We start from the raw sequence: 20,693 nt of genomic DNA, 5'->3' as shown, positions 1-20,693 counted from the left end.
ATGCTCCTCCTTAAAAATTAAGCGACTCATTTGAGCCATGTAATCAATTTAATCAAACCTTTTATTGCATTAAGCTTCTCTTTTCATTATATATAACAATAAAAGAGTGTCAACAATACACAGCTTTTCAGTCGTCTTTTTTATCTTCCTTATCTGGAATGATAAAAATAATCTCACCTTCATCAGATAAGTAATACTCTTTTCTTAATAGCTTTGCGATATATTCATCATCCTGTAATTGTTTGATTTTAAGATTTAATGTATCTTGTTCTTCTTTCAATTCAGTGAGATGCTGATTCGCTTCTTTCTTTAATTTCTCTTTTGCTGCTAAAGTTTCATTTTGATGTGATAGCACATTTAAGAGAAGAGCGATAATAATGACTGGTACAATCGCAAAAAAGACAATACGACGCAATTTACGTTTACGAGCCTGCTGTTTGCGATTTATAGCTCTATCCGTGTTACGGACATAGTCATTATCAAGCTTCGTGAAATTTTGTTGTTCATCATCTGATGAATGACGTCTAGTCATGCCCGCACCTCCGAAAATTATTGTTGCTTTCTATTATACTTCAAATATCGTAATTTTTTAAAAAAAGTGTAGGACAAATAGGAATAAATTTTGACAAAAGGTCTTATAACAAACATTACTATATTTATGAATAGCTGCAAAATTTGTCGAATAACAGCGACTATGAAGCGTACAATGAACCAGAAGGGTCTCCAAGTTATATTCACCACAATTCTAGCAATGAAACGTAAAAAATTTTGAAATAACGATTGATACAAAAAAATTCCGGCTATTTGCGCTAGCGGGTCATAAGCCCGCCAAGCGCCGTCTTTTAGCCAAAATAATAAATAGTATGTCGCTCCCCCAAGTAGAATCCATGTTATTAATTCAACAATCATCATCCACTTTCGAAGGCTTGACCTTTTTGGAGTTGAAAAAACTACGAGCCTTACACTATCAATAATGAAACCAACTGCTATACCGCTCAAAACCATGACAATTAATTGATATAATTGTTCACTAACAATCATCCAAATAACTTATGAAGGAAACCTTTCGAGAAGCCACTTTCCTCCTCGTCGTACTGTAAGGTTTTTACAGTTCCTTCAAGTGTCAATAATCCTTTATCAACATCTAAATGAACGATATGCAGTTCTTCTCCGCGAATTAACAAGTGCCCTTGGGACGTCTTAATGAAAAACTCTTCCTGATCAAAGCGTTCAATTGATTTTACAGAAGTCATGTCCATTCTTTTACGATTACGAATCGTTAAAATATGCTCTCCAGATGGAATTGTGTAACGATTACTTTCTTGATGTAGCGTCATTTTTTTCCTCCTTTAGTCGTCCTAGCTTCTGTTCACTTTATGCGGACAACCTTCAAAGCATGACAACTTTATTTAAGTTGTGTAATACTTTCATCCACAAAAGAAAGGTGGGACAACATTAGGAGGTTTAAAAAATAAATTTAACTTTAATCCTCATCATCAATAAATTCAGGTTCAACCTTTTCTAGTCTTTCTTCCTTCAAAATGGTAAACATTTTTGCGGCATCTTCTTTTTTCACTGTATCACGTAATTCTTCTACACGTGCAGTCACTATTTTTTGACCGAAACGAATAGCTAGCTCATCTCCTGCTTTTACTGTACTACTAGCTTTCGCTACTTTATCATTGATTGTGATACGACCTTGGTCTGCCACCTCTTTTGCTAAAGTGCGGCGTTTTATTAAACGGGATACTTTTAAAAATTTATCTAGTCTCATCTTTTTACTCCTTTTCTAGTCGCTTTGCTTCATTCCAAAATGCATCTAATTGCTCTAATGTAAAATCGGAAAAAGACTTTCCACTGATCTTTACCTGTTCCTCTACATAACCGAAACGTCGTGCAAATTTTTCATTTGCATGTAGCATAGCCTCTTCTGGTGACAGTTTGTAGAAACGCGCTAAATTTACTAGTGTAAACAACACGTCACCAAATTCATCCAAACGGGATGCATTAGAGCCTTTCGTTACTTCCTGGCGAAATTCCTGCCACTCCTCATCAAATTTATCCCATGCCCCATCCACATCTGGCCAGTCAAAGCCCACTTTTGCAGCTCTTTTTTGGTAATTAAATGCTGTTTGTAATGCAGAAGAGGCTCTATACTCCTCGTCTAATAGTGGTTTATCGCTAGTACCCTTTTCTTCAGCCTTAATAGCCTCCCAATTGGCCACAACATCGTCCGCATCTTCCACTGCAACATCACCAAAAACATGTGGGTGGCGGCGAATCATTTTTTCACTAATGGAAGCTAACACATCTTCAAGTGTAAAGTAACCTTCATCTTCTCCAATTTGTGCATGTAAAAATACTTGTAATAGCACATCACCAAGTTCCTCGATCATTGCAAAATCGTCCTCAGCATCTATAGCAGCCAAATATTCATGTGCTTCTTCGAGTAAATATTTTTTTAACGACTCATGTGTTTGTTTTTGATCCCAAGGACAGCCATTCGGACCTCTTAGCGTTGCAATAATCTGACGGAATGTTGTCCAATCTTTTAATGCCTCTTCTTGCGATTTGACAGGTGGTACATAGACTGTTGTTAAATTATTAACTTCTACACTTTGATCGAGTTCATAGAGAGGTACCGTAACAATCTGTTCTTGTGCAGACCCTGCAGCCGTCACAACCGTCACAGGGTACTCGTCATCATATTTCTCCATCAACGTTAGCTTTACTTCCGAGGCACTAAATGTATCGTATACTTGCGCGATCAAAATATGTTGACGCATGTTAATGTCATGCATTGAAAAACTGGTACCATCAAGCAATTGAAAACCTTCTATTGGATCAATTTTTAATGCACCAAAAATAGGATCTAAGAAACTCTGACCGCCCTCAATAACTAACTTAATTTTGCCTTCATCCGCTGCTGCAATAAGCAGTTGCACTGTCTGTTCTGCAACTAATGGATGGCCTGGCACAGCATACATAATATCCTCAACAGCAGCAGCTTCAATAAGTGCATTTGCTATCTCCGCATAGACAGGCTGGAATGCATCATGTTTTTCATATACTTTATCAAAGCTTTCGAATTTCACACCCTCTGCTGCTAATTCCTCTAATACTGGGTGATCTATCGTACGTACATATAATTTTTTAGCAGCCTTTAATTTTCTATAAACACCCATTTGCAGCTGATTAAAATCCCCTGCACCTAAGCCAATAATTGTTAAATTTTTCAATATTCACACCTACTTCTTTGAATTGAGCCAAAGTTGGTAAACAGCCATTCTACGTCCAAACGGCAATAAATACCACTCTTTCTCCATTAATACTCGTTTCTTCGCAATGACAGTCAGCATAACAAATGCCCCTATGGATACAGCTGTTAAACCCGTCACCATAGCTACCATACGTGAAGACAGTGAATGGCTTAAGATTGCCGATACAAACTGTAACCAGACAAGTACAACGACTGCCATACTGAAAGATGCTGTCCCAACTTTTTTATAAAAATCGACAGATGCTAGCTGAATGCCAGTCAATGTTTTTAAATAAATAATTAGTAAAATCGCTGTTAATAATAATCCTATATCATTTACGATAGCCGCTCCTAATACACCTAACCAACCGATTAATCGTACATTCAGTATCATTTTTAGCAGAAAACCTAGCATTAAAAATAGAGCTGGCTTTTTTAATTTTCCATAGCCTTGTAAGATCGCTGTAAATGTAAGAATAATCGATAATGGTACAATTTGGAATACATAGACGATTAATACTTCGGATAACGTATTCGTTTTGAAAAGCATTTCATTTAAATACGGCATAACTAGCATTAAACCCAAGGCTGCAGACCAGCCGAATAGTATGGACGCTTTGTACGTTAATTGTATAAATGGAACTGCACTGCGCCCCTCTTGTTTTTTAGATAAATGAGCAACAAGTGGAACAATAGCAAGCGACAATGAGGATGCAATGACAACACCTAGTTGAACTAAAGGTTGTCCACGATCATAAATACCTTTTGTTTCCTTCGCCATTGTAGGATTCATGCCATTATCAATTAATGCTGAATATATCGTAAACGAATCGACAAGCTGATATCCAAGTAGTAGAAGACCGCTCATACTGACACTTAAGCTTAGCCATGTCACCTCTTTAACAATGGGCAAACTTGAAATAGGATGTAGTTGTAGTTTAGTTAGCTTTAGCCCAAAACGTTTATATGAGATATAGGCAAGTAATAACAAGGCCGTAATTTCACCAATTACAGTACCAATAACAGCCATTTCACCTGCACCATAAAGGGATTTAGTAGTCGTCATAATGATAAATGTTCCTGCTAAAATAACAGTAACTCTTACCGCTTGTTCGAGGACTTGGGCATAAGCAATCGGCTCCATAATGCCTCTAGATTGGAAGCCACCTTTTAAAATAGCCAATGCTGGCATAACCAGTACTACAAATGAGCCTGAGCGAATCAATGGTGCTAATTGAGCATCTCCCATCAATTGGGCAATTTTTTCAGCTCCTCCAAATAAAACAGCAAAAAACAGTAGCGATAACACCGTCAAATACCGGAAAACCACACGCATAATAGTGCTTCGTCTTTCATTACGTTCTATTGTATCAACAATGCAATCATTATCTGCAAGCATTTTAGAAATGGCTATAGCAAAGCCACTAGATGTCCAAACAACGAAAATCGATATAACTGGATATACCTGTTGATAGATATAAAAGCCTTCATCTCCAACTAGATTTTGAAAAGGTACACGATAAATTGCACTAAGAACCTTTACAATAAGAGCCGCTATTGTCAATAAGGCGGCACCTTTCATGTAGCTTTTCATGCCAAAACGTTGCGACATAAATTGCCCTCTTTCCTTCTTAACAATGCCAATAGTATAGCATATCTCAAAAGTTTGACGCGCTAAGGAGCTATACTGTTCCTATATTGACCAATCTTTATGTACGCAAAAAAAGTTATTGTTCAGCCTTAAAGGTCATCGCAATAACTTTTCCATGCATCAACTATTCATTTGTTTAGCTAAGAAGTTTGCAGCTGTTTCCACTACTTTTACCTCTACTTCACCGACAAAATGTACTTTAGATAAGGCAATAATGCAACCTATCGGATCACCGTTCACCATAATAGGTGTCGCACAATACGATTTCACTTGCTCATATTGCCCAGGGACAATTTCAATCGTTGTCTCCATTTTTTCTATTTTTGTTGAGCGCTCTTCCATGAAGCTCTCCGCAAAGGATGTAATGCGACGGTTAATATATTCCTTTTTACCAATCCCTGCAACTGCGATTACCTCATCGCGGTCAGTGACAAATGCTGGTGTTCCTAATGTTTCATAAAGTGTTTCAACATATTCTCTTGCAAATTCACCCAAATCATTGATGGGCGAATATTTTTTTAATATGACTTCACCTTCACGGTCCGTATAAATTTCAAGCGGGTCGCCTTCACGAATACGTAGCGTCCTACGAATTTCTTTCGGAATAACCACACGCCCTAAATCATCAATACGACGAACAATTCCTGTTGCCTTCATTCTAATGCCTCGCTTTCGCTACAATGAAATTTTTATTCAACTATAGTATGGTTTTTTTTTAAACAATCTATGCAAAAACTGAAGAAAAAGGATTTCACAACCATCAAATTTTTTCAAAAAACTTTATTACTTACATCAATCAACTCCTTATTAGATTACCCAAGGAACAAATTTCTATAATCAATTCATAAAAAAAACTGGAAAAATAAAAAGGCTATCTTATCTCTTCCATAAAAAGATAAGATTAGCCTTTTGCTATTTTTTTGCCTTATCGATAATTTGCATTAGCTCTTCCAAAATATCAAAGGGTTGATATTTTCCGCTCTTACGCTCATCGATTGTTAATTTCAACTGCATGCCATCCATACCAAAGCCAACAGCACGCTCAAACTTCATTGACGCTTCAATAATCTTACTGCCATCGACATTGGCTGTCCCCTGTTCGGATAATAGGATAGTAATAATTTTTTGCTTTTCCTTTACAGATACTACTCCAGCACCTAAGCCCCAAACCTTCATTCTTGCTATTCGTAGTAGACGCTCTGTTTCTATTGGAAGATCGCCAAATCGATCCTCCAATTCCTCCATGATTTCTTCGTACTCCTCCACCTGATCCATTGCCTTAATACGTTTATACATTTGGATTTTTTGATACCCATCTGGAATATAGGCATCAGGGATATAAGCATCAACACTTAGCAATATTTCTATATCTGGCTTTTCTTCTTTTTTCACACCTGTTTGACGTTCAGCAATGGCATCCTGAAGCATTTGTGAGTATAAATCAAAGCCGACTGAATCGATAAAGCCATGCTGCTGCGCACCAAGTAAGTTACCTGCTCCCCGAATAGATAAATCACGCATAGCAATTTTAAAGCCGGAGCCTAGCTCAGTAAATTCTTTAATTGCCTGCAATCGTTGTTCTGCTACATCTGTCAATACTTTGTCACGCTGGTACATAAAGTACGCATAGGCTACCCTGTTAGAGCGACCAACACGTCCACGTAATTGATAGAGCTGCGCTAAGCCCATGCGATCAGCATCATGAACAATTAATGTATTCACATTTGGTATATCGACGCCTGTCTCAATAATGGTTGTTGTAACAAGCACATCATAGTCACCCTCTAAAAAGGCTAAAATCACAGATTCCAGCTCTGACTCTGTCATTTTTCCATGCGCAAAGCCTATACGTGCTTCAGGGACAAGCACTTGAATCTCCTCAACCTTTCGAGCCATATCTTCTACTCGGTTATATAAATAAAACACTTGTCCGCCACGCGCCATTTCCCGCTCAATGGCTTCTCGCACTAATGCGCCACTGTGCTCCATCACATACGTTTGAACCGGGAATCGGTTAGCTGGTGGCGTTTCAATAACAGATAAATCTCGGACTCCTACCATTGACATGTGAAGTGTCCTCGGGATTGGAGTTGCCGTTAAAGTTAAAACATCAACATTTGTCTTTAGCTGTTTAATTTTTTCCTTATGTGTCACACCAAAGCGTTGTTCTTCGTCAACAATTAACAAACCAAGATCTTGGAAAATTAAATCTTTAGATAAAATTCGATGTGTTCCTATAACTATATCAACGCGCCCCTCTTTTAAGCCCTTTAATGTGGCAGACTGCTCCTTTTTCGTTCGGAAACGAGATAACAGGCCAACATTAATGGCAAAATCCTGAAAGCGCTCACGGATGGTTTCATAATGCTGCTGGGCTAAAATCGTTGTAGGAACGAGGAATGCAACCTGTTTACCATCTTGAATAGCTTTAAATGCTGCACGAATGGCTACCTCGGTTTTACCATAGCCTACATCACCGCACACTAAACGGTCCATAGGGCGTTCTCGCTCCATATCTCGTTTCACTTCTACAATAGAACGTAGCTGATCCTCTGTTTCCTCATAAGGGAACAATGACTCGAAATTACGCTGGTCATCATTATCAGGTGTAAAAGCATGCCCCTTCTCAGCTTCACGCTTCGCATATAGCTTAATTAAATCATCGGCAATATCCTGTACAGCAGAAGATACCTTCGCTTTAGCCTTTTTCCATTCAGCGCCACCTAATTTATGTAGCTTCGGTTCACGATCCTCTGACGCCACATATTTTTGGATTAAGTCTATTTGTTCTACAGGTACGTATAGTTTATCGTCTGCACGATAGCGAATATGCAAATAATCCTTATGTGTACCATTGACCTCTAATGTTTCTACACCAATATATTTACCAATCCCATGATGAACATGTACAACATAATCACCTGGTTTAATTTCCGTATAGCTTTTAATACGTTCAGCATTAGTCATTTTTTGTGTACGTGCTTTTTTCTTTGCCTGCTGTTTAAAAAGCTCGTCTTCTGTCACAATTGCTAAACGTTGCAGTGGCAACTCAAAGCCACTCGACAAGCCACCATCTACTATATAAATACCAGGTTCTGTTGGTTCACCAATAGCCGTATGAATATCGTATTCTCCAAGCATGTGCTGAACCCGTTTAACACGTTCTTTATCTCTTGCAACAATCAGTACGGTAAATTTACCAAGTAACCAACGTTCGACTTCAGTTTGAAGCAATGACATTTGTCCGTGAAATTGCTGCATTGGCTTACAAGAGAAATTAGTTGTCTTATTAAACGTTATTCCAGCAAATGTTCTTGAAAATAATGAAAATGATAGCTTCTGTTGTGACAACATTGCTTGTATTTCTTTTAATGTAAAGGCAGGTTTGACATCATGAACCATTTTTCCTTCTTCAATTAAAGATAAAAACCATTCATCCTCTTCACGTTCCCATGCATCCATCACTTCCTGAATGCGTCCAAGCTCGTCAAAGAGCACAATACCATCTTGTGCAAAATAATCTCCTAAATAAGCTGTTTTATCGTATAATAATGAGCCATATTTATTTACGTAGTCGGGTAAATTCCCTTGCTGTAACAATTCTATATCATATTGAATATATTGATACAGAAGTTCCTTTGTCTCCTGCTTTTTAACCTTCTTTAGGCTTGCAGCCAATGCCGCTTCTAAACGGCCTGCTAATGCCTGCCTTTCTAATTTAGTTAGAATGACCTCTGAAGCAGGAAGAATACGAATCTTTTGTAATTTATCAATCGAACGTTGATCATCTGCTGAAAATGTTCGTATGGAATCAACCTCAGTATCAAATAATTCAATTCGAATAGGTGCTTCCAAATAAGGTGGATAAATATCTAGTATGCCTCCGCGCAACGCAAATTCTCCAGGTGTCGTTACCATTGAATTACGCACATAGCCCATTTCAACTAATGTTTGTAACCAAGTATCTATTTCAATCTCATCGCCTACAGCTGTTTGTAAAAAATATTGTAGCCAATGTTCCTTAGGCTGCATTATTTTCCGTAAACCTGCCACTGGTATGACGTAGACAGCCTTCTCACCTCTAGCTAAGCAATCGAGTGTTGCGATTCGCTCCGCACGTAGTTCTGGTGAAGCAACAGAAAGGTCTGCTGCAATGAATTCATCCGCTGGATAATAATGAACATGCTCTTCACCTAATAATCCAGCAAGCTCATCAACCATCTTTTGTGCCTGCAGTAGATTAGGAGAAACAATGTAGATTGGCTTCTTCACATGCTCAAATAACGCATCGACCATTACGGGGCGTGCGCTTCCTGTTAAACCAGTAATAAGCTGTGATGCAGTTTGACCGCTCTGAATCTCCTGTAAAAATGATGTAATATGTTTATCCTGCGACACAAGCTGTCGTAAAACCTCCACAGTCAAAAGCTCCTTTCAGCATAAAATTCTAAATTTTCAATGCTATTATTCTAGTACTATTTTATTTATCTTTCTTATCAGCTATTTTATAAAATGGAAAAAGCCTTGAACACACATGAAGTGCGTCAAAGCATCCTTCCAATTATTGAATCCATTTATTGAGTGCGTGATAATCTGGATATTGTTTCAGCGAATCCTCACATTGCTCACAAATGCAGTGCACAGTCGTTTGTCCATGTTGATCTTTCTCAACATAATCATCTGCTTCTCCCAATTCAAAAATATGCAATTTTCGAATTGTATCATCTGCATCAAATGGTAGTGTCCCTATTTCTACTTCACAATGCCGACATCGGTAGCGAACTGACATCTCCAAATCATCCTCCTTTAAGCAGCTTTCTACTTAAAGTATAGACATTTATAAAACGGATTATGCACTTTCCAATGTCATCCGCATTGCAATAACTTGAAAATTAGAGAATTGATTTTTGCTTGTAGTGAAGACTAATCACTACAAACATCAGCTGTCATGATAGTAAAAGGTCTGTAGTCATTCACCTTAAACCAGTCCAATTATCCAAAGACTTTAACGGAAATTTATTAGTGGCATTCCATCTATTTGCTAGCGTTAAAGTGATTCATCACATCAAGAAATGGCTTTGAAAGAGATGCTTCAACAGCATTTACAGAATTTTCAATGGCTTCTTCAATAAGACCTTGATCGTCCTTTGAAAATCTTGCTAATACATAGTCTGCTACCTTCATACCAGCTGGTGGGCGGCTAATCCCTACTCGGATACGATTAAATTCCTGAGTACCAAGATGCTGAATTAAGGATTTAATGCCGTTATGACCACCTGCACTTCCTTTTTGTCGCAGACGTAATTTACCTGTTTCTAAATCTAAGTCATCATAAATAACAATCAAATCTTCTACATCAATATCAAAATAATCCATAAGGGGACCGACACATTCCCCTGATAAATTCATATATGTTAAAGGTTTAACAAGTAGAACCTTTCCCTCAGGTCGATGTACAGTTGTATACATCCCATTAAATTTCGAGTTTGTTAAAGGTGTCCCCCATTTTTCTGCTAATGCATCAATAACATCAAAGCCAATATTATGTCTTGTATGTTCATAAGGTTTACCTGGATTTCCTAATCCAACGATAATTTTCATAAGTACCTCTCTCTTCTTTCCAATCTAATAGTCATTATTTTACCATATAGCACACCTAGAAAGCATTTTGTACAATCCTACTGACATAAAAAAAGGCTAATAAGAAAGCCGTAGCCTCCTTATTAGCCTTACCTATTATTTACTTTTATACTTGCTCTTCCACACTTTCTGTAGTCTCTTCCCCTACAGAAGGAGGCGCCACAACGGTTACTAATATATAGTCATCTTCACTGATGATTTCAACAGGTATTTTTTCACGAATATCTGCTACCGTTAGGGTTTCCCCGATTTTCAATGCTGAAATATCAACATCAATTGATTCAGGTAACGCCGCAGGTTTTACTTTCACTTTCAATTCTAAGTTAGGCTGCATTAAAATACCGCCCTCACTTACTCCAACTGACTGACCAAGTAATTTAATCGGAACATCAGCTTCTAACTCTTCAGCCATATTAATAGCTAAAAAGTCGACATGATTTACTTCATCTTTCAATGAACATTGCTGTACCTCTGACACAACAGCATTCACTTTTTCCCCCTCTAACTCTAGTGAAAACACACTATTTTGCCCATTTTTTTGAATGGATTTTTTAAAATCTTTCGCAGCAATAGAAATTGGGGTTGAATCTAACTTATAGCCGTAAATAACTGCAGGAATGGCTCCCCCTTTTCTAAGTTGGGTTAATGTCGAACGATGCCCAGTTTCGCGCCTTGTAACACTTAATACTGTACTCATACCTCTTTATTCCCCTTCCAAGAAAATTATTTACGCCTTATCAACAATGTATTTGTTGAAGGCTATGATAATATTTAGCTCTATTTTTTAACTTAGAGTAAATATTATTAAGACACATTATCTATTATACCCCTTTGTGAGATGATTCACACCAAAAGCACTCATCTATTACGTCACCTTCACAAAAATGAATATAAAAAAGACAAATCCACCCAAAAAGGTAGATTTGTCTTTAACTCGCCATATTTATTAATCAAATAGAGTACTTACAGATTTGTTTTCATAAACACGAGAAATAGCATCAGCCATTAATTTAGCTACAGAAAGCTCCGTAATTTTAGGCGATTTTTTCTCTGCTGGCAACTGAATTGTATTTGTCACAACTAATTCTTTAATAGAAGAGTTTTCAATACGTTCAATCGCTGGGCCAGATAATACAGGGTGTGAGCAGCAAGCATAAACTTCTTTAGCGCCAGCAGCACGTAAAGCATCGGCACCAATTGTAATTGTACCTGCTGTATCAATAATATCATCAATCAAGATTGCCACTTTACCATCAACATTACCAACAATGTTCATAACTTCCGCAACATTTGGTTTCGGACGACGTTTGTCAATAATTGCAATCGGTGCTTTTAATCGTTCAGCCATTTTACGAGCACGTGTTACCCCACCATGGTCTGGTGAAACAATCACGATTTCATCATCTGGAATACCTTTAGATTTGAAGTAATCAGATAGTAATGGTACCGCCATTAAGTGGTCAATTAAGATATCGAAGAAACCTTGGATTTGAGGTGCGTGTAAATCTAATACGATAACACGTGTTGCACCAGCAGTCTCAAGTAGGTTAGCCACTAATTTAGCTGTAATTGGCTCACGCGCCTTTGCTTTACGGTCTTGGCGTGCATAACCATAATAAGGCATTACAACGTTTACTGTACGAGCAGACGCACGTTTAACTGCATCTACCATAATTAAAAGCTCCATTAAATGTTCGTTTACTGGTGCAGAAGTAGACTGCACGATAAACACATCACAACCACGAATACTTTCTTCAATGCTAATTTGAACTTCTCCATCGCTGAAGTGCTTAACAGAAGATTTACCTAATTCAACGCCCATTTCCTGCGCAATTTCTTGAGCTAATGGATTATTGGAATTAAGTGAAAATATTTTTAATTGTGAGTTTGCATAATGATACGGCATGATGGCCTCCTGTTTAGTTGATAATTATTTTGAATTTAATTTGCTTACATAATTCGGTTTGTTTTCTTGTCGTGCACGAGCTATTGCTAGTGCGTCTTCAGGAACTTCTTTAGTAATTGTAGAACCTGCTGCAATAAATGAACCTTTTCCAACTTTCACTGGTGCTACTAAGTTAGTATTACATCCTACAAATACATCATCTTCAATAATTGTTTTGAACTTGTTTTTTCCATCATAATTTACTGTAATGGAACCACAGCCAATATTGACGTTACTGCCTATTTCTGCATCACCAATATAGCTTAAATGTGATACTTTCGTGTCATTATCTAGCTTGCTTTTCTTCACTTCTACAAAGTTACCAATTTTCACATGGCTACCGATGTCTGAAAGTGGTCGAATATGAGCAAATGGCCCAATAGCTGTATCATCCGCAATAGCGCTTTCACGTACAACAGAAGAATGTACAGTTGTGCGGTCACCAATGCGACTATCTACAATTTGAGTATTTGGTCCAATTATGCAATCTTCACCGATAACAGTGGCACCTTCAATCATTGAGCCTGGTTGAATAACCGTATCGCGCCCAATAACTGCGTCTGCGCTAATATGCGTTGTTTCAGGATGTATAATTGTGACACCATTACGCATATGTTTTTCATTGATTCTCGTACGCATTAATGTCTCAGCTTGTGACAAAGCTACACGATCATTGACACCTAATGTTTCTTCAAAATCATCAGTGACATAAGCTTCAACAATATCACCTTGCTTTTGTAAAATTTCAATGACATCCGGTAAATAATATTCACCTTGTGCATTGTCATTTTTCACAAGCTTCAATGTTTCAAATAACAATTTGTTATCAAAGCAGTATGTGCCCGTGTTTATTTCTTTTACTAATTGCTGTTCTGCTGAAGCGTCCTTTTGCTCAACAATTTGCTCAACCTGTCCGTTATCGCCACGTAAAATACGACCATAGCCAGTTGGATTTTCCGCAATCGCTGTTAAAATAGTTGCTTTAGCATTCTTTGCTTGGTGATGTTCGAATAAAGCCTGCATTGTTTCAGGACGAATTAGTGGTGTATCCCCACATACAACTAATGTAGTTCCTTCTTCGTTACCTAAAATAGCCTCAGCTTGTTGAACAGCATGAGCTGTACCTAACTGTTCGGCCTGCAGAACATACTCGCTTTTATCTCCAAGCTGTTGTTGCACTTTCTCTGCACCATGTCCAACAACCGTTACAATGCGATTTACATCTAACGTTTGAATATGATCCACCACATGTTGCACCATTGGTTTCCCACATACTGGATGGAGCACTTTATATAATTTGGACTTCATACGTGTACCTTGACCTGCAGCCAAAATGACAGCAAAAATATTGCTCATCTGTAAGTCCTCCAATACGCTCATTTTCTCTTATGACTATATAGCAAAATTCATCTATTTTCAAGGCATGTAGAGTTGACAAAAAGATGAATTACAAAATCCATTGCACCTTATGCTCGATTGTCATGAAGTATATCCTAAAATTACTCATATTCTCTTTTTATCAAAATAAAAAGAACCCTTCCTACTAGAAGAGTTCTTCCTCATTTTCTACACATTAATTTGTAGCAAATCCTTTAATAGGTATTTATTCCCTTTTTATTACACACCAATACCCTCTAATTCTTCCTCTTTGCCCGTTTCCTCTATTTCGCTAGAGTTATGATAGGCGTTTAAAATGATCTCTTGAATTTTATTTCGAGTGTCAGAATTAATTGGATGGGCAATATCTCTAAACTCCCCATCCGGTGTTCGTTTACTTGGCATAGCTACGAATAAACCAGTATTTCCATCAATTACACGAATATCATGAACAACAAACTCATTGTCAAGTGTAATGGAAGCAATCGCACGCATGCGACCATCCGTCTGTACTCGACGTAATCTCACATCAGTAACTTCCATTTTCTCACCACCTCTCTTCTTAGATGCCTTCATGAAAATATCATATCCTCAATTACCGAATATTTTCCTTTTAATAGTCTATCAAATTTTCTAAAAAATTTGAATACTTATTAGAATAATATTTTTTCTTATATACGGAATTTTTGACAATTGTTTGTCAGCTTAAAAAAATTCCCTAAAAAGAAGAGCGTTTCTCTTTAGGGAACTTAACGAATTATTTTATTTTACGATTGCGATAACTTCGATTTCTACTTTTACATCTTTCGGAAGACGAGCTACCTCTACAGCTGAACGTGCTGGTTTATGGTCACCAAAATGGCCTGCATAAACCTCATTCATTGCGACAAAGTCGTTCATATCTTTCATAAAGACCGTTGTTTTCACAACATGATCTAAAGAAGTTCCAGCTTCCGCTAAAACTGCTTTTAAATTAGCGAACACTTGATTTGTTTGAGCAGTAATATCGCCTTCCACTAATTCACCTGTAGCTGTTAATGGAATTTGACCAGAGCTATAAAACATACCGTTAACAATAATCCCCTGTGAATATGGTCCGATGGCTGCTGGCGCATTTGTTGTTGCTACTACTTTCATTTGTCATGTCCCCTTTTAGAAAAATAGTTACCTTCACTTAATGCAATTGTACGATCTTTTTCGTTCACTTCATGAAGCTTTACAAGTGAATAATAATCATCTACTAAAGTTTCGTCGGCATGCTCAGCCTCCACAAGCACCGCGATGCCTGCTAGCTGACAGTCAAATTCCTCTAATAGATTTTTCATGCCGTTCATAGTACCACCGACCTTCATAAAGTCGTCAGTAATTAACACACGTTGTCCACTCTTCATGCTTCTTTTTGATAATACCATTGTCTGAATTCTTCTGGAAGAACCAGACACATAGTTAATGCTAACTGTAGAGCCCTCAGTTACTTTACTGTCTCTTCTCACAACTACTACTGGTACATTTAAATGTCTTGCAATGGCATGGGCAATGGATATCCCCTTAGTTGCTACAGTCATTATGACATCAATTTGTTGATCTGCAAAGGCAGAAGCAAAGACCTTCCCTACACGATTTATTAAATCTGGGTTTCCTAGCAAATCTGTCATAAATAAGTAACCGCCTGGTAACAATCGATCTGAATGTTCAAGCTCTGCCTTTAAATCCTGAATGACTAAACGTACTTCTGCCTCGGACATCTTCGGAATATACTTTACTCCTCCAGCAGCACCTGGCACTGTCATCAATAACCCGATTCCTTTTTCTTCGAATGTTTCCTTTACAATCGTTAAATCCTCACTAATGGATGACTTCGCAGATTGATATAGTTCTGAAAAATAAGTTAGCGGGATCAGCTGATGTGGATGTTCTAGTAAGTAGTACGTCATATCAACTAGTCGTTCACTACGCTTCCATTTCATGCGACCCTCTCCTAAACACGAATATTTATAGGTAAAATTAACACAAATTTGCGTTTCTAAGCAAGCGTATTCCGCTCACCTAAAATTCGCACTGCATAAACTTCCTCACAAAAACCACGTAAACCATTATAAATGCGACTAACACGAGCTTCACTATCAACTAGTCCAAACACAGTCGGGCCGCTTCCACTCATTAACGTAGCATCTGCACCAAAGCGTTTCATTTGTTCTTTTAACATCACAACTTCTGGATGTAAGTTAAATGTTACAGTTTCCAAAACATTTCCTAATGAAGAACATAATAGCTCATAATCTTTTGTTTCTATCGCTTGTATCATTTGCTTGGTATTTGGATGTTTCAACCCTTCAACCTTAAGACCCCCATATACCTCAGCCGTTGACACGCCAATTTTAGGCTTTGCTAATACAACCCAACAGTTTGGAGGGGCTGGTAATTCAGCTATTTTTTCTCCACGGCCTGTAGCGAGTGCTGTGCCACCATAGACACAAAACGAAACATCCGAGCCAATTTTAGCACCCAGCTCCGCTAATTCATCTATCGATAACCCTAAATCCCAAAGCTCATTTAGTCCCTTTAATGTAGCTGCTGCATCACTACTGCCACCTGCAAGTCCAGCCGCAATGGGTATTTCCTTTTCAATAGTAATGGATACACCTTGCCTAATGCCGTATGTATCTTTAATGAGACGCGCTGCCTGATACGCAAAATTACGATGATCATTTGGTACAAAATTATCTGTTGAAATAATTTGAATAACACCGTCTTCTCGAGATTCAAGACTGATACGATCAGCTAAATCGACAGTTGTCATAACCATCTCTACTTCGTGAAAATTATCTGGCCTTTTATAAAGTACATCTAATGTTAAATTGATTTTTGCAGGCGCCTTTACATAAAGCATCTTTCTTCCTCCCTTATAGCTACACGTATAAACAGTTCTTTTTTTCGCGCAAGATTATTCATTTTATTTTACCATAATGAGAATGCGAAAATGGAAAAAAAGAACCGTTTACCCTGTTCGGAGTAACGGCTCTCTCTCGTCAGTTGTATTTGTTGTGTCAGTAAGGATTTTCATCCTTGCTGAATGAAACTTTATAAGATGACTACTTTAATAAAAATAGCCTACTTATGCTCTTGCTCATTACTTGCCCGTTCAGCCATTTCTATGGCACGTTTGACCATATTACCAGCATCTCGAGCTTTTATGCCGCCCCAGCCTTCCTTTTGCACAACATCATAAAATCCAAGCTCTTTTGCGATCTCTTCTTTTAATCGAGGTGACATGATACCTTTTCTAGGCATATAAACTCCTCCTTTAACAACTGACGAATTTAGTATGCCCGTGAAAACGCAAAACACTCATGTAGTTTTTAACATACATGAGTGTTTCTAAAATATAGAAATAAGTACTAGAAACTATTTTGCGACAGCAGCTTTTGCTTCGTCTAAAAATGTAATCTCTACTGCTTCAGTTAAAATATCTGTGTAGCTATACGATACGCGCTTGCACGTATTGTCTTCTTGATCGAGCTCTACTACAAAGATAGCGCGATATGTCTCACGTAATATCCCTGCACACTCAACCGTTTTCTTGCGACCACCATTTGCTTTTAATTGCAAACGTTTACCCAAATGACAATCCAACGACTTTTTAATGTCCGCTAAAGTTTTTGGCATTTTCGCTTACACCTCACTACTAACTAGTATAAGCGAATCGCCCAAAAATGTCAACAAAATATAATATTTTATCAGCCCATTATAAATCTTGTCAACTTATTTTTTATAAAAAGCATATATTTTTTTACATCCATGAAAAAATGTTAACAAAAATTCTTACTTTGCAAACACAGGATATAGTGCATCGGCTAATTTTCCAAACTCTTGAATAGTAAGTGTTTCTCCTCGACGAGTTGGCTCAATTGTAGCTGCCTCTAATGCCTGTAAAATTTGTTCCTTTTGTGCCTTCCCATTTGGTAAACCAGCTTGCAGATTATTGTAGATTGTTTTTCTTCTTTGAACAAAAGATGCTCGAGTCACAACAAATAAAAAATCCTCATCTATTACTTTTACTGGTGGCTCGTCATGCTTGATGAGCCGAATAACCGCTGAATCGACATTTGGTTGTGGCATAAACACTGTTTTTGGTACAGTCATAGCAATATCAGCCTTAACATAATACTGAATCGCAATAGATAATGAACCATATTCCTTCGTTCCAGGCTTAGCCGTTATACGATCAGCCACCTCTTTTTGCATCATGACAACAAAACCTCGGATTGGTAATCGGTCATTTAGCAATTTCATTAAGATTGGGGTAGTAACATAATACGGTAGATTGGCAACGACCATAATATCTTCAATACCTGGCATTTCCTCCGCAATAATCTTTGCAACATCTGCCTTAAGAATGTCAGAGTGGATAATAGACACATTATTATATGGACTAAGTGTGTCTTCTAGCACAGGTAATAAACGTTGATCAATTTCAAAGGAAACAACCTTTTTGGCACTTCTCGCCAAATGCTCTGTTAGGGCACCAATACCAGGACCAACTTCAATTGCGCCACTATTTTCTGTTAAATTTGCGTGACTTACAATATTTCGTAAAATATTAGGATCAATTAAAAAGTTTTGTCCTAAGCTTTTTTTAAATGAAAATCCATACTTTTTTAAAATTTCCTGTGTACGAATTGGTGTTGCAATATCCTTATGCATCATTTTCCTCCTGATCTAACTGTGCGACCGCCGCACCAAATTGCTGTTCTGTAATCTGAAACATTTTTAACCTTTTATGAAGCTGTTTACCGTTTGTAGCACCGATATTTAAAATTTCTCCCAGTCGATCACGTCGCTGTTTTGATTGTGGATAGCCAATCAAACGCGCTGTCATTAAATCTTCCAGTGTAATATCATCTTCGTTTGGCACATCTTGTTTAGGGGTATAGACATGTCGTAATGCTTCACGTATATCATCGTCAGCTGCATGCTCAATCCCCAAGCCTTTACCATTCTTCGCAATTGTTTTGGCTTTTGGTAAAAAGGCATGTTTCACTCCTTGAACACGCTCTTCAATAATGGCACGTATTCGACGTCCTGGGTAGTCAGGATCCGTAAATACAATAACACCACGCTTTTCTTGAGCATGTTGGATTCGCTTCAATGTTTCTTCAGAGATAGCAGATCCATTTGTTTCTATAGTATCTGCTTGTACGGCACGCTTAATAGCTGTCGTATCATCTTTTCCTTCAACGACAATGATTTCTTTTATTTGCAAAAAGACTCCTCTTTTCTATCTACCTTATCTTCTGACCATTTTACAACTGCAAGATACCGTTTGTACAGAAATACAGGGTTTGAACGAGCCTTCTAGCGAACGTACCGTCAAACATTGCTAATAATTAGCATTCCAACGCCTTCTTTCAAGGGGCGTTTGTTGTACTTACTGTTTAAACAGTTGTTAAAACAAAAAAAAGCCTCCCTGCCAGTCAAAACAGGAAAGCTCCATTAGTGAAATAACATTTTGATTAATTTTACAATTTTTTTAATTTAATACTTTAATACGCACTTTCTTACGTCCCCAGTTACGTGCCTGAGCATCTGTTTGTACAAGTATATCGATCTTATTACCCTTAATTGAGCCACCAGTATCTCCAGCGATAGCTGTACCATAGCCTTCAACCCATACTTTTGAGCCTAATTTAATAACAGAAGGGTCAACTGCGATTACCTTCATACCAGAATTTGAACGCAAGTTTATACCAGTTGCTGATGTACCAGTACAACCGTTGCAATATGGTGTATAAGCTGTTGCCGTTACATAGAATTCTTTACCACTAGCTGGCTCTGCTGAACCACGTGACACAGTTGCTGCACTTGCAACGACTGTTTTTGTGCCAACTGCAACGACTTGTTTTTTTGGCTCTTTTAAAACTGCCTCTGCTTGTAGGTTTTTAGCTACAACCTTGCCATTTTCTTTGACAACTTCATACGTACGAGAAATTGAGCCCTTCTCGCCCGTTGCCACTACCTTTTGTTTCCCCTTTTGCAATGAAGCATCCTGCTTCTTTTCAACTGCGAAATCTAAAGAGTCTTCCACTACATCGATAACCTTTTCTACGCGAACTACTGCGATTTTACTCTGTGGAGTAATAACGTCCTCCAGGTTATTTTCGACACGATCGAATTCATTTAACTGAATTCCTTGTTGTTTTAAAAAGTTAGCGACCGTAGTCGAAGTGGACCATACTTGTCTTTTGTTTACGCCATCGACAAGCGCTACTTGAAACGCTTTTTGAATATCGATTTTGTTCTCTGCTCCTAGTTCAGTATCTAGACCTTGTGCTAAAGAGTCGTGTTCAGATACTTCAATATTTGCTTCCTTCAAAATGTCTTTCACTAGTGTTTCAGTTGTCCAAACTTTTGACTGATTTCCATCAACTGAAATAGTTACTTCTTTTGCCTGTTCCCATTGAATTGCTAATCCATTAACAATTTTGGTGTTCAGAGAGGGTGATATTTTATCATGCGCTGCTACATCTATATTTCGATCTTGTAATAATTGTTCTACAGTTTTGGCATGTGTTGAAACTTCGATTGTTTCTCCGTTTGCTTCAAGCGTTACGGCTTTTTTCGTACCTTGATAAAGTACGAAAGAGATTACAGATACAAACAGGACAAGTGAAATAATTCTTATCACTGCTTGCTTACTCCTCAATGATCCTAAGAACAAGTTTTTCATGGAATTATTTGACATGAAAAAACGCCTCCTTAATACAAGGTTGGATTATACGGACTAGTTTTGGCACTGTCAACCCGAAAGTATTTCTCTGAAA

22 protein-coding genes are annotated in these 20,693 nt (G+C 37.8%); all 22 read right to left on the bottom strand.

Annotated features, from left to right (window positions below):
- Window positions 1-127: 127 nt before the first annotated feature.
- The 22 genes from MHI22_RS16615 to MHI22_RS16510 all read right to left on the bottom strand — a co-directional run bounded on the left by MHI22_RS16615 (window position 128) and on the right by MHI22_RS16510 (window position 20,614).
- Window positions 128-532: an FtsB family cell division protein gene (locus MHI22_RS16615; protein ID WP_036122366.1), complete on the bottom strand. Its 405-nt coding sequence runs from the start codon at window positions 530-532 to the stop codon at window positions 128-130.
- A gap of 17 nt (window positions 533-549) precedes the next feature.
- Entirely contained in the window at window positions 550-1,041 is a 492-nt protein-coding gene (gene yabQ / locus MHI22_RS16610) for a spore cortex biosynthesis protein YabQ (protein WP_036122364.1), read from the bottom strand.
- A complete protein-coding gene (gene yabP / locus MHI22_RS16605; RefSeq protein ID WP_004229167.1) occupies window positions 1,038-1,337 on the bottom strand; it encodes a sporulation protein YabP in 300 nt (99 codons plus the stop codon). Before yabP ends, yabQ begins: the two co-directional genes overlap by 4 nt.
- A gap of 146 nt (window positions 1,338-1,483) precedes the next feature.
- Complete coding sequence (locus MHI22_RS16600; RefSeq protein ID WP_036122359.1) at window positions 1,484-1,774, bottom strand: RNA-binding S4 domain-containing protein; 291 nt, start codon at window positions 1,772-1,774, stop codon at window positions 1,484-1,486.
- A gap of 4 nt (window positions 1,775-1,778) precedes the next feature.
- Window positions 1,779-3,239, bottom strand: a complete 1,461-nt coding sequence (gene mazG, locus MHI22_RS16595) for a nucleoside triphosphate pyrophosphohydrolase (protein WP_340812389.1) — start codon at window positions 3,237-3,239, stop codon at window positions 1,779-1,781.
- Between the two features lie 9 nt (window positions 3,240-3,248).
- Window positions 3,249-4,871 carry a putative polysaccharide biosynthesis protein gene (locus MHI22_RS16590; RefSeq protein ID WP_271912013.1) on the bottom strand — a complete coding sequence of 541 codons (1,623 nt, stop codon included), beginning with the start codon at window positions 4,869-4,871 and terminating at the stop codon, window positions 3,249-3,251.
- Between the two features lie 159 nt (window positions 4,872-5,030).
- Window positions 5,031-5,567, bottom strand: a complete 537-nt coding sequence (gene spoVT, locus MHI22_RS16585) for a stage V sporulation protein T (protein WP_036122344.1) — start codon at window positions 5,565-5,567, stop codon at window positions 5,031-5,033.
- Window positions 5,568-5,822: 255 nt separating this feature from the next.
- The gene (gene mfd / locus MHI22_RS16580) at window positions 5,823-9,329 is read right to left on the bottom strand and encodes a transcription-repair coupling factor (protein ID WP_036122341.1); all 3,507 of its coding nucleotides are present in this window, start codon (window positions 9,327-9,329) and stop codon (window positions 5,823-5,825) included.
- A gap of 142 nt (window positions 9,330-9,471) precedes the next feature.
- Window positions 9,472-9,699 (bottom strand): anti-sigma-F factor Fin, encoded by a 228-nt coding sequence (locus MHI22_RS16575; RefSeq protein ID WP_004229176.1) that lies wholly within the window; start codon window positions 9,697-9,699, stop codon window positions 9,472-9,474.
- A gap of 245 nt (window positions 9,700-9,944) precedes the next feature.
- Window positions 9,945-10,511 carry an aminoacyl-tRNA hydrolase gene (gene pth / locus MHI22_RS16570; protein WP_036122336.1) on the bottom strand — a complete coding sequence of 189 codons (567 nt, stop codon included), beginning with the start codon at window positions 10,509-10,511 and terminating at the stop codon, window positions 9,945-9,947.
- 145 nt (window positions 10,512-10,656) lie between these two features.
- Window positions 10,657-11,247: a 50S ribosomal protein L25/general stress protein Ctc gene (locus MHI22_RS16565; RefSeq protein WP_340812388.1), complete on the bottom strand. Its 591-nt coding sequence runs from the start codon at window positions 11,245-11,247 to the stop codon at window positions 10,657-10,659.
- Between the two features lie 249 nt (window positions 11,248-11,496).
- A complete protein-coding gene (locus MHI22_RS16560) occupies window positions 11,497-12,456 on the bottom strand; it encodes a ribose-phosphate diphosphokinase (protein ID WP_036122331.1) in 960 nt (319 codons plus the stop codon).
- 24 nt (window positions 12,457-12,480) lie between these two features.
- On the bottom strand, window positions 12,481-13,851 hold the full coding sequence (gene glmU / locus MHI22_RS16555) for a bifunctional UDP-N-acetylglucosamine diphosphorylase/glucosamine-1-phosphate N-acetyltransferase GlmU (protein ID WP_141905714.1): 1,371 nt from the start codon (window positions 13,849-13,851) through the stop codon (window positions 12,481-12,483).
- 261 nt (window positions 13,852-14,112) lie between these two features.
- On the bottom strand, window positions 14,113-14,415 hold the full coding sequence (gene spoVG, locus MHI22_RS16550; RefSeq protein WP_036122325.1) for a septation regulator SpoVG: 303 nt from the start codon (window positions 14,413-14,415) through the stop codon (window positions 14,113-14,115).
- 219 nt (window positions 14,416-14,634) lie between these two features.
- On the bottom strand, window positions 14,635-15,009 hold the full coding sequence (locus tag MHI22_RS16545; protein WP_141905713.1) for a Rid family detoxifying hydrolase: 375 nt from the start codon (window positions 15,007-15,009) through the stop codon (window positions 14,635-14,637).
- Window positions 15,006-15,839 (bottom strand): pur operon repressor, encoded by an 834-nt coding sequence (gene purR / locus MHI22_RS16540; protein ID WP_004229190.1) that lies wholly within the window; start codon window positions 15,837-15,839, stop codon window positions 15,006-15,008. The genes MHI22_RS16545 and purR overlap by 4 nt, the downstream gene beginning before the upstream one ends.
- 56 nt (window positions 15,840-15,895) lie before the next feature.
- Window positions 15,896-16,762, bottom strand: a complete 867-nt coding sequence (ispE, locus tag MHI22_RS16535) for a 4-(cytidine 5'-diphospho)-2-C-methyl-D-erythritol kinase (RefSeq protein WP_036122319.1) — start codon at window positions 16,760-16,762, stop codon at window positions 15,896-15,898.
- 221 nt (window positions 16,763-16,983) lie between these two features.
- A complete protein-coding gene (locus MHI22_RS16530) occupies window positions 16,984-17,163 on the bottom strand; it encodes a small, acid-soluble spore protein, alpha/beta type (RefSeq protein ID WP_036122317.1) in 180 nt (59 codons plus the stop codon).
- 114 nt (window positions 17,164-17,277) lie between these two features.
- On the bottom strand, window positions 17,278-17,538 hold the full coding sequence (veg, locus tag MHI22_RS16525) for a biofilm formation stimulator Veg (protein ID WP_004229199.1): 261 nt from the start codon (window positions 17,536-17,538) through the stop codon (window positions 17,278-17,280).
- Between the two features lie 156 nt (window positions 17,539-17,694).
- Window positions 17,695-18,576 carry a 16S rRNA (adenine(1518)-N(6)/adenine(1519)-N(6))-dimethyltransferase RsmA gene (gene rsmA / locus MHI22_RS16520; RefSeq protein ID WP_036122314.1) on the bottom strand — a complete coding sequence of 294 codons (882 nt, stop codon included), beginning with the start codon at window positions 18,574-18,576 and terminating at the stop codon, window positions 17,695-17,697.
- Window positions 18,569-19,135: a ribonuclease M5 gene (rnmV, locus tag MHI22_RS16515; RefSeq protein ID WP_036122312.1), complete on the bottom strand. Its 567-nt coding sequence runs from the start codon at window positions 19,133-19,135 to the stop codon at window positions 18,569-18,571. Before rnmV ends, rsmA begins: the two co-directional genes overlap by 8 nt.
- 267 nt (window positions 19,136-19,402) lie before the next feature.
- Entirely contained in the window at window positions 19,403-20,614 is a 1,212-nt protein-coding gene (locus tag MHI22_RS16510) for a G5 and 3D domain-containing protein (protein WP_036122310.1), read from the bottom strand.
- Between the last annotated feature and the right edge of the window lie 79 nt (window positions 20,615-20,693).

Origin of the sequence: Lysinibacillus sp. FSL L8-0312 (assembly GCF_038003285.1) — a bacterium.
GTDB lineage: Bacteria > Bacillota > Bacilli > Bacillales_A > Planococcaceae > Lysinibacillus > Lysinibacillus fusiformis_D.
This window is presented reverse-complemented; position numbering and strand designations above follow the sequence as displayed.

Bases quoted from the DNA above. Each gene is read 5' to 3' on its own strand.
- MHI22_RS16615 (WP_036122366.1), bottom strand. From the start codon at position 532: ATGACTAGACGTCATTCATCAGATGATGAACAACAAAATTTCACGAAG.
- yabQ (WP_036122364.1), bottom strand. From the start codon at position 1,041: ATGATTGTTAGTGAACAATTATATCAATTAATTGTCATGGTTTTGAGC.
- yabP (WP_004229167.1), bottom strand. From the start codon at position 1,337: ATGACGCTACATCAAGAAAGTAATCGTTACACAATTCCATCTGGAGAG.
- MHI22_RS16600 (WP_036122359.1), bottom strand. From the start codon at position 1,774: ATGAGACTAGATAAATTTTTAAAAGTATCCCGTTTAATAAAACGCCGC.
- MHI22_RS16590 (WP_271912013.1), bottom strand. From the start codon at position 4,871: ATGTCGCAACGTTTTGGCATGAAAAGCTACATGAAAGGTGCCGCCTTA.
- spoVT (WP_036122344.1), bottom strand. From the start codon at position 5,567: ATGAAGGCAACAGGAATTGTTCGTCGTATTGATGATTTAGGGCGTGTG.
- MHI22_RS16575 (WP_004229176.1), bottom strand. From the start codon at position 9,699: ATGTCAGTTCGCTACCGATGTCGGCATTGTGAAGTAGAAATAGGGACA.
- pth (WP_036122336.1), bottom strand. From the start codon at position 10,511: ATGAAAATTATCGTTGGATTAGGAAATCCAGGTAAACCTTATGAACAT.
- MHI22_RS16565 (WP_340812388.1), bottom strand. From the start codon at position 11,247: ATGAGTACAGTATTAAGTGTTACAAGGCGCGAAACTGGGCATCGTTCG.
- MHI22_RS16560 (WP_036122331.1), bottom strand. From the start codon at position 12,456: ATGCCGTATCATTATGCAAACTCACAATTAAAAATATTTTCACTTAAT.
- glmU (WP_141905714.1), bottom strand. From the start codon at position 13,851: ATGAGCAATATTTTTGCTGTCATTTTGGCTGCAGGTCAAGGTACACGT.
- spoVG (WP_036122325.1), bottom strand. From the start codon at position 14,415: ATGGAAGTTACTGATGTGAGATTACGTCGAGTACAGACGGATGGTCGC.
- MHI22_RS16545 (WP_141905713.1), bottom strand. From the start codon at position 15,009: ATGAAAGTAGTAGCAACAACAAATGCGCCAGCAGCCATCGGACCATAT.
- purR (WP_004229190.1), bottom strand. From the start codon at position 15,839: ATGAAATGGAAGCGTAGTGAACGACTAGTTGATATGACGTACTACTTA.
- ispE (WP_036122319.1), bottom strand. From the start codon at position 16,762: ATGCTTTATGTAAAGGCGCCTGCAAAAATCAATTTAACATTAGATGTA.
- MHI22_RS16530 (WP_036122317.1), bottom strand. From the start codon at position 17,163: ATGCCTAGAAAAGGTATCATGTCACCTCGATTAAAAGAAGAGATCGCA.
- veg (WP_004229199.1), bottom strand. From the start codon at position 17,538: ATGCCAAAAACTTTAGCGGACATTAAAAAGTCGTTGGATTGTCATTTG.
- rsmA (WP_036122314.1), bottom strand. From the start codon at position 18,576: ATGCATAAGGATATTGCAACACCAATTCGTACACAGGAAATTTTAAAA.
- MHI22_RS16510 (WP_036122310.1), bottom strand. From the start codon at position 20,614: ATGTCAAATAATTCCATGAAAAACTTGTTCTTAGGATCATTGAGGAGT.